Genomic DNA, 6,039 nt, shown 5'->3' on the forward strand with positions numbered 1-6,039 from the left:
TATTGGTACGCGGTTGTCATTAATGTTTGCGCATAAGCCTTGGTCGTGGAAGGAAAAACCTCCGCGAAGTCGCGACCGGTGATACACTTGACTTCTGGCGGGTTATATATGCAAGCAGGGGTGAGCGCCGTCTACTGCTTTATGCTGAAATGAAACTGCCCGGTGAAGCCTGGCTTGAATTCTGTATAGATGGCGACCAGATTAAACAAATCGCCACATTCCGGCCTCTGGGCCTGGGCGGTCGCCTTTATTGGTATGCCGTCTTGCCTTTTCACTATTTCATTTTCAATGGGATGATAAACAAGATCGCGGAGTGAAAGGAGTTAAAAAACAGGATTTACCAGAAAAGAACTGCATTGTTTGCAGCAGGCCGTTTACCTGGCGAAGGAAGTGGGAAAGGTTTGGGACGAGGCGAAATATTGCAGTGAAAAGTGCCGTCGGTCCAAGTGTTGTTGATTATCCAATTCAGGATTCTATCCGAGCCTGTTTTTCCAATCTTTCTTCATAGATGCATAGGATGCATTTTCTTCTGCTTGTTTCCACTTACCATAAAAAGCTGCTGCGGCTTCTGCTTTCTCCTGCTGTCCAGTTCCCTTTTGTAGCAACTGGTAGTCGTTGTCTTTATCATACTTCTTGCCGCCTTTGTAATTGGCATACCGCCGTGCCCTGGTAAAGCCCATTTGCAAGTACTTCCGTGCCATGTCAGCTCCGACAAAATCTTGTTTTTCCAGATAATCCAAGAATAATGCATAAATCTTGTCGCCGCTTTCTTCGGCGATTGCTTTGGTCTTAAATCGCCAGAATTGTCCGATTTCTGATTTATAGGGTTCGCAGATCAAAACGCCCTGCTCGCCCTTCCCAACGCGGTACAGTTCGGGATGCTGCCGGTAATCTACACCCGGCTTCCAGCCATATTCTTCTGAATTGAAATTCAGATAAGAAGGGGTTTCTTTCGCAGGTCGCTTAGACATTAGCTGTTACTCCGGCTTTTTGCTTCGATTCCTTTCGACCTCATTTTTACGCATCGGCATCGCGTCAATCAGGCCAAACAGTTTTTCTGCGCTCACAACATCGCTGGATCTGAGCTTTTCCCCACCATCACGCCCGACCAATATGAAGGTAAACGGACTGGCCGTGTCGATATTCCACTTCTTCCATTCAGGAATACTGCTTTCAGAATAGGAAAAGCACTGCACCTTAATATCACGCTCGTCAATATCTTTTTGATGCGCGTTCAGGATTTGCGACTGCGCCTTTTGTTTTTCCAAACCGTTGTCGGTATAAAAAAGCAAGACCTGTCGCGGGGAACCGGCCGCAATGAGTGTCATAAGCATAATTCCAAATAGTGTTTTCATACAAAATGTATTTAAAATACTCTGCCAGAAGCATGTAATTTTACAAAACTTAGTTCGGGATCCTTAAAATGGCTAACAGCACGATGATCACATTCCGAGGGCTATGGGTTCATTGCTACACCTTATGCTAGGGAGAGTGATGCAAGAAAACATGAAGCACAACTTTTCGACAAAGAGGGGAGAACATTAAGCGTTGTTTCTGACATTGAGAAACTAAATCGTCTGGCGTGCGACCCGATGTACTATCTCTTTCTCAGTACATTCCGCGATCCCCAGTGGAACGTGAGGATCCTCACACGATATGAAGGAAAGATTACCTCGTTCTTAGAGGCAAATGTACCCGGCCACGTAAAAAATGCTCATGAAATACAGTTGCGTCTGGAATTTGGTCGATTGATGGCCATAATAACAGTTGGTGATCGGGAATTTCAGTTTAATGTTTGCAGCATGATCGAATCGTCACAGTGATCCCTTTAATACGCTGTAATATGTTGATTTTCAATTAGTTGTTGTGTAGATAGATGGCGTATCAATGCCCGGAACGGAGCGACTTTATAGCGCAATTGTGTTTAAATCAGGCACTCAGAATGTCGCTGGAAATTCGCTCCCAAGACATGATAGAAGAAATCAGGTTATATTTTTGACTGTCGTTTACGATGTTTGCCCCACTATGGTTGTAATTTAAGCAATGATTTCAAACTCCTCATCTCTCGTTTGACAATGGCCGAAAAACCTGTTTCAGGGAATCAACTTCCTGAGAACCGCGACAAAAAGAACTTCTGGACCGATTCAAGTACCGGAAATAAAATCGGAGTTATGGGGCTGCTACTCGCATTCATAGCCATTGTTACAGCGTTGGCCGATGATGAAATTAGACAATGGATTGGATTGAGGGAAAAGGCTCCAGAAATATCGCAAAGTGTGGATAGCGCATCCAAGGACACGGGCATGAAGACGGATGGTGACGGCGATGGCTATGTTGGGGATCAGGTGGTGGCAATTGATACAACGGGTCAGCATGCTCGGTATAATAACATGATTAAAGTCATCGATGATTTATTGCCGAAGTCAACGAAGGGTTATGAGGTATTTGACAAATATATTCGCAGACATGACGATTGTGACGCGGTTGCGGAGGCAATCAAGACTAATAGGTCAGTTGTGGCCTCACTGAGGACGCTCGTGAAAAATATCAACGAAGATGACGTACTAACTAGCCAGTCAAGATTCAATATTCGCCCAATTAAGGATCTGATCTCTGAAATAGATCAATGGGAAGATGACTATGGTCTGATTACAGATAAGACTAAATCTCCATGCAAGATGGCGATGTTTCCGCCTATGCAATACCTTATGTTGCGAGACGACTTGATTGAATTGAAAAGAGAGCTTAAAGAGAGGCTGGCAGCAAAAGAAAGTGGTAGTAATTCGTAAGTTTTGCGTGAGTGTATACTTAACCGTGCGGTAAAATTAGTATGCCCGAGTTTACACGACAGGAAAGCAAAACTACGAACAATTTGCAACCTACTCCTCATATGAAACCCTCGCCTAAACGTATTCAGTTTATTCTTTTTGCCAGTTTCGTAGTCGCAGCAGCGGCAGGGATAGTCAGTAATTTTCTCTCCGGCACGCTACAACACTACATTGATGGTGAGTTTAGGAATTATTTCAAGCAGTACCATATTCTCATTTTGCTAAGCTATTTCGGTTGTTAAGAGAAAAAGGAGAGATATGAGTTGCTAAAAACAGAGTCGCCCGGATTAGACGCCCGGAACCGTCGAAAGATTTAAGTGCAGATATTATTTCCCCAGAGGGTTAGTTGGAGTTTGCTCCGTAATTTCCAGTTTTCTTGAATAACCCAGCACCCGTTTTAGCAAGGCCCTCCGAAAGGAGGGCTTTTTTTATTGGGTATAAGCGCTTTTTCCCGCCACTATGTATCCCCATTAAAAAGTTGGGAAAAAATGACAACCATTTGGTTGTTTTTCTATATTTGTCAATCAAATGGTTGTCTTATGATAGAAAGAAGAGATGTTTTTCAGGCCATAGCCGATCCTACCCGCAGAATGATTATCCATAAATTGTCCCACGGACCGCTTAATATCACCCAGATAGGACAGGATTTCGGCATCAGCAAACAGGCCATTGCCAAACACATTAAAATCCTTAACGAATGCGGCTTGATCACCATGAGCCAGAAAGGTCGTCAGCAGGTGTGCGAAGCGCGCCTGGATGGGCTAGACCAGGTTACAGACTGGGTCACTGAGTCGCGCAAACTGTGGAACAACCGCTTTGAAAAACTCGAAGCATTCCTTAATAACACCAAAAAACAATAGCTATGAACACCGAAAGAAAGCAGCTTTTTATCACCCACTTTTTCGACGCGCCCGTTGACGCCGTTTTCCAAGCCTGGACCGATCCGGAGCAATTAAAGCACTGGTATGCGCCCGATGGTTGCAGCATTGAATTCAATACCATCCATGTCGCAGTCGGCGGCAGCTATCACTCCTGCATTACCGATCCGGTGCATGGCAAGTGCTGGGTGAAAGGGACTTACCTGGAAGTCGTGCCAAATCGAAGGCTTGTTTTTACAATGATTATGTCAGATGCGGCGGGTAATTCGGTTAGCTCGGTGGAGGCAGGAAAAGGCAAGGACTGGCCTGAGCATCAGACGACAACGGTCACTTTTGAATCCGTAGACACGAGAACCAGGGTGTCGATATACCAGACCGTATCCGAGGAAGAGGCCAAAAAAACAGGGGCTTACCAGGGATGGGTCAAAATGCTTGGCAGACTTTCATCAATGCTGGTCGAATCGGGTAGGGGGGTAATAGAACTATAAATCTCGAAAAATGAAAAAGACAATTCTATACCTGGGCTTGACTTGTTTGCTTGCCGGATGTGGCGGTACGGAGCAGCAAAGTCCTGATAGCGAGCAAAAGCCTTCCGCGAGTAACGACACGGCCAGTTGTCAAACCGGGCATTTGCCGGTCAATGGGATTAAAATGTATTACCAGATACATGGCAGTGGAAAGCCGGTTGTGTTGATCCACGGCGGCGGCTCAACCATTGAAACTACTTTCGGAAGGGTAATTCCTTTACTTGCCCGGCACCGGAAAGTGATCGCGGTTGAGCTTCAAGCGCACGGAAGGACCAGCGACAGGGACGCCGATGAGTCATTTGAGCAGGATGCGGATGATGTTGCGGTGCTGTTGAAGAAGCTCGGCATCGGTAAAGCAGACTTTTTTGGTTTTAGCAATGGAGGAACTACCACCCTGCAAATCGCTATACGACATCCTGAAATCGTAGATAAAATCGTTTTGGGTTCGGCGCTGGCCAAGCGCAGTGGCGTGCCGGCTGAATTCTGGGGTTTCATCAGGCAGGCAAAGCTGGCTAATATGCCCCAGGAGTTGAAGGATGCTTATTTGAGTGTCAATGCCGACACAGCAGGCCTTCGCAGGATGCATGATAAAGATGCAAAGAGGGTGGTTAATTTTAAAGACATACCAGATGCGCAGCTAAGATCCATCAACGCCCCGGCTATGATCATCATTGCGGGCAACGATGTGATTATACCCGAACACGCATTGCAGATGCAAAGGCAAATCAGGAGAGCGCAGCTAGCTATCATCCCGGGTTTGCACGGCGAGTACATCGGCGAGATCACAACAATGAAGCTACGCTCCCACCAGGTTAACTTTGTGCTGCCGATGATCGAGCATTTTTTGGATGGCAAAAATTAGCATGACTAATAAACTTTCTAAACGGTTTGCGGCAATCTTGGATGCCCTGCCTTTAAAGGAGGGCGTCAAGGTATTGGAAATTGGTTGTGGCCCCCGGGGCGGCATCACGTGAGGTCGCTAGCCATATCGGCATGGTTCATCTGCTTGGAATCGACCGTTCGGAAAGAGCAATTGAGCTGGCAATCCAGGGCAGTCAAGATGAAATAGCGACCGAAAAGCTTTCATTTTTCAATAGTACCAATAAACTGTAATTTGGCGTCGCTGATGAAGATTGCCAAAGGTTACACATGCTATACCGGTGATTTTCATCAGACATCAGGTATCAGACAGCATTTTGACGGTTATTATCCCGGGAGGTGGTGCCCAAATGGGTATGTCCTTTGCCGTCAACAACGCATACGACGAATTGACGCCGCCAACCGTCGGCACTGCATGCTCGAAACCTACCCAGCTAATTTGATAATGCCTGATGGCGTACGAGCAAAGAATGCACGGCTCATGCGTCGTATACAGCGAGCAGCCTCTAAGTTTGTCCGTGTTAAGGCGTTTCAGTGCATCGCGAATAGCTTCGATTTCTGCATGTCGGGTAATGTCGTTGTCGGGGCGTGTGGCTTCTATGCCTTCGCCGATAATGACGCCGTCACGCACGATGACTGCGCCGACCGGCGTATTCCCCGACCGGCCAGCTTCTGAGGCCAGCTCTCTGCAGCGTTTCAGGAATTTACGATGTTCATTCATCCTATTATAAATCAAGCTCGATATCTGTTTCAGGCCGGGCGCAGCAAAGCAGGATTTCACCTTCAAATGGCTCGCCAAATGGTTCGGGATCATAGCTTACCGCGCCGGAGGGCATAGGAGTGCTGCAACTCATGCATGTCCCTTCCCTGCAACTGCTGGGCGGATAAATGTCGTGTTTTTCTAGCAAATTCAGCAGGTTACCATAG

The 6,039-nt window shown here is 46.6% G+C and carries 9 protein-coding genes and 1 pseudogene; 6 read left to right on the forward strand and 4 right to left on the reverse strand.

Annotated elements, in window-relative coordinates; genetic code table 11:
• Positions 1 to 26 precede the first annotated feature (26 nt).
• Complete coding sequence (locus BMW93_RS34725) at positions 27 to 317, forward strand: DUF2867 domain-containing protein (protein WP_310590257.1); 291 nt, start codon at positions 27 to 29, stop codon at positions 315 to 317.
• Positions 314 to 456: pseudogene (locus tag BMW93_RS34730) on the forward strand (DUF2256 domain-containing protein). The gene BMW93_RS34725 and the pseudogene BMW93_RS34730 overlap by 4 nt, the downstream one beginning before the upstream one ends.
• Before the next feature lie 17 nt (positions 457 to 473).
• Here BMW93_RS34730 and BMW93_RS34735 read toward each other — a convergent pair.
• Complete coding sequence (locus tag BMW93_RS34735) at positions 474 to 971, reverse strand: DUF4385 domain-containing protein (RefSeq protein WP_090387388.1); 498 nt, start codon at positions 969 to 971, stop codon at positions 474 to 476.
• Between the two features lie 6 nt (positions 972 to 977).
• Positions 978 to 1,355 (reverse strand): DUF4174 domain-containing protein, encoded by a 378-nt coding sequence (locus tag BMW93_RS34740; RefSeq protein ID WP_090387390.1) that lies wholly within the window; start codon positions 1,353 to 1,355, stop codon positions 978 to 980.
• Positions 1,356 to 2,075: 720 nt separating this feature from the next.
• Between BMW93_RS34740 and BMW93_RS34750 the strand changes: the two genes are divergently transcribed.
• From BMW93_RS34750 to BMW93_RS34775, 4 genes are all read left to right on the forward strand, one after another.
• Positions 2,076 to 2,789, forward strand: a complete 714-nt coding sequence (locus tag BMW93_RS34750) for a hypothetical protein (protein ID WP_090387394.1) — start codon at positions 2,076 to 2,078, stop codon at positions 2,787 to 2,789.
• A gap of 578 nt (positions 2,790 to 3,367) precedes the next feature.
• Positions 3,368 to 3,688, forward strand: coding sequence for a helix-turn-helix transcriptional regulator (locus tag BMW93_RS34765; protein ID WP_090387400.1), 321 nt, complete (start codon positions 3,368 to 3,370; stop codon positions 3,686 to 3,688).
• Positions 3,689 to 3,690: 2 nt separating this feature from the next.
• Positions 3,691 to 4,194, forward strand: a complete 504-nt coding sequence (locus tag BMW93_RS34770) for an SRPBCC domain-containing protein (protein WP_090387402.1) — start codon at positions 3,691 to 3,693, stop codon at positions 4,192 to 4,194.
• A gap of 10 nt (positions 4,195 to 4,204) precedes the next feature.
• Positions 4,205 to 5,095 carry an alpha/beta fold hydrolase gene (locus BMW93_RS34775; RefSeq protein ID WP_090387404.1) on the forward strand — a complete coding sequence of 297 codons (891 nt, stop codon included), beginning with the start codon at positions 4,205 to 4,207 and terminating at the stop codon, positions 5,093 to 5,095.
• A 315-nt stretch (positions 5,096 to 5,410) separates the two neighbouring features.
• Here BMW93_RS34775 and BMW93_RS34780 read toward each other — a convergent pair whose 3' ends face one another.
• A complete protein-coding gene (locus BMW93_RS34780; RefSeq protein WP_090387406.1) occupies positions 5,411 to 5,833 on the reverse strand; it encodes a nucleoside deaminase in 423 nt (140 codons plus the stop codon).
• A 4-nt stretch (positions 5,834 to 5,837) separates the two neighbouring features.
• Positions 5,838 to 6,039: 2Fe-2S iron-sulfur cluster-binding protein (locus BMW93_RS34785; protein ID WP_143061800.1), on the reverse strand; the 202-nt coding region annotated here is incomplete at its 5' end.

Origin of the sequence: Dyadobacter sp. SG02, assembly GCF_900109045.1 — a bacterium.
Taxonomy (GTDB): domain Bacteria; phylum Bacteroidota; class Bacteroidia; order Cytophagales; family Spirosomataceae; genus Dyadobacter.

Excerpts from the sequence above, each read along its gene's own strand:
- BMW93_RS34740 (WP_090387390.1), bottom strand. The coding sequence starts at position 1,355 with ATGAAAACACTATTTGGAATTATGCTTATGACACTCATTGCGGCCGGT.
- BMW93_RS34735 (WP_090387388.1), bottom strand. The coding sequence starts at position 971 with ATGTCTAAGCGACCTGCGAAAGAAACCCCTTCTTATCTGAATTTCAAT.
- BMW93_RS34770 (WP_090387402.1), top strand. The coding sequence starts at position 3,691 with ATGAACACCGAAAGAAAGCAGCTTTTTATCACCCACTTTTTCGACGCG.
- BMW93_RS34780 (WP_090387406.1), bottom strand. The coding sequence starts at position 5,833 with ATGAATGAACATCGTAAATTCCTGAAACGCTGCAGAGAGCTGGCCTCA.
- BMW93_RS34775 (WP_090387404.1), top strand. The coding sequence starts at position 4,205 with ATGAAAAAGACAATTCTATACCTGGGCTTGACTTGTTTGCTTGCCGGA.
- BMW93_RS34750 (WP_090387394.1), top strand. The coding sequence starts at position 2,076 with ATGGCCGAAAAACCTGTTTCAGGGAATCAACTTCCTGAGAACCGCGAC.
- BMW93_RS34765 (WP_090387400.1), top strand. The coding sequence starts at position 3,368 with ATGATAGAAAGAAGAGATGTTTTTCAGGCCATAGCCGATCCTACCCGC.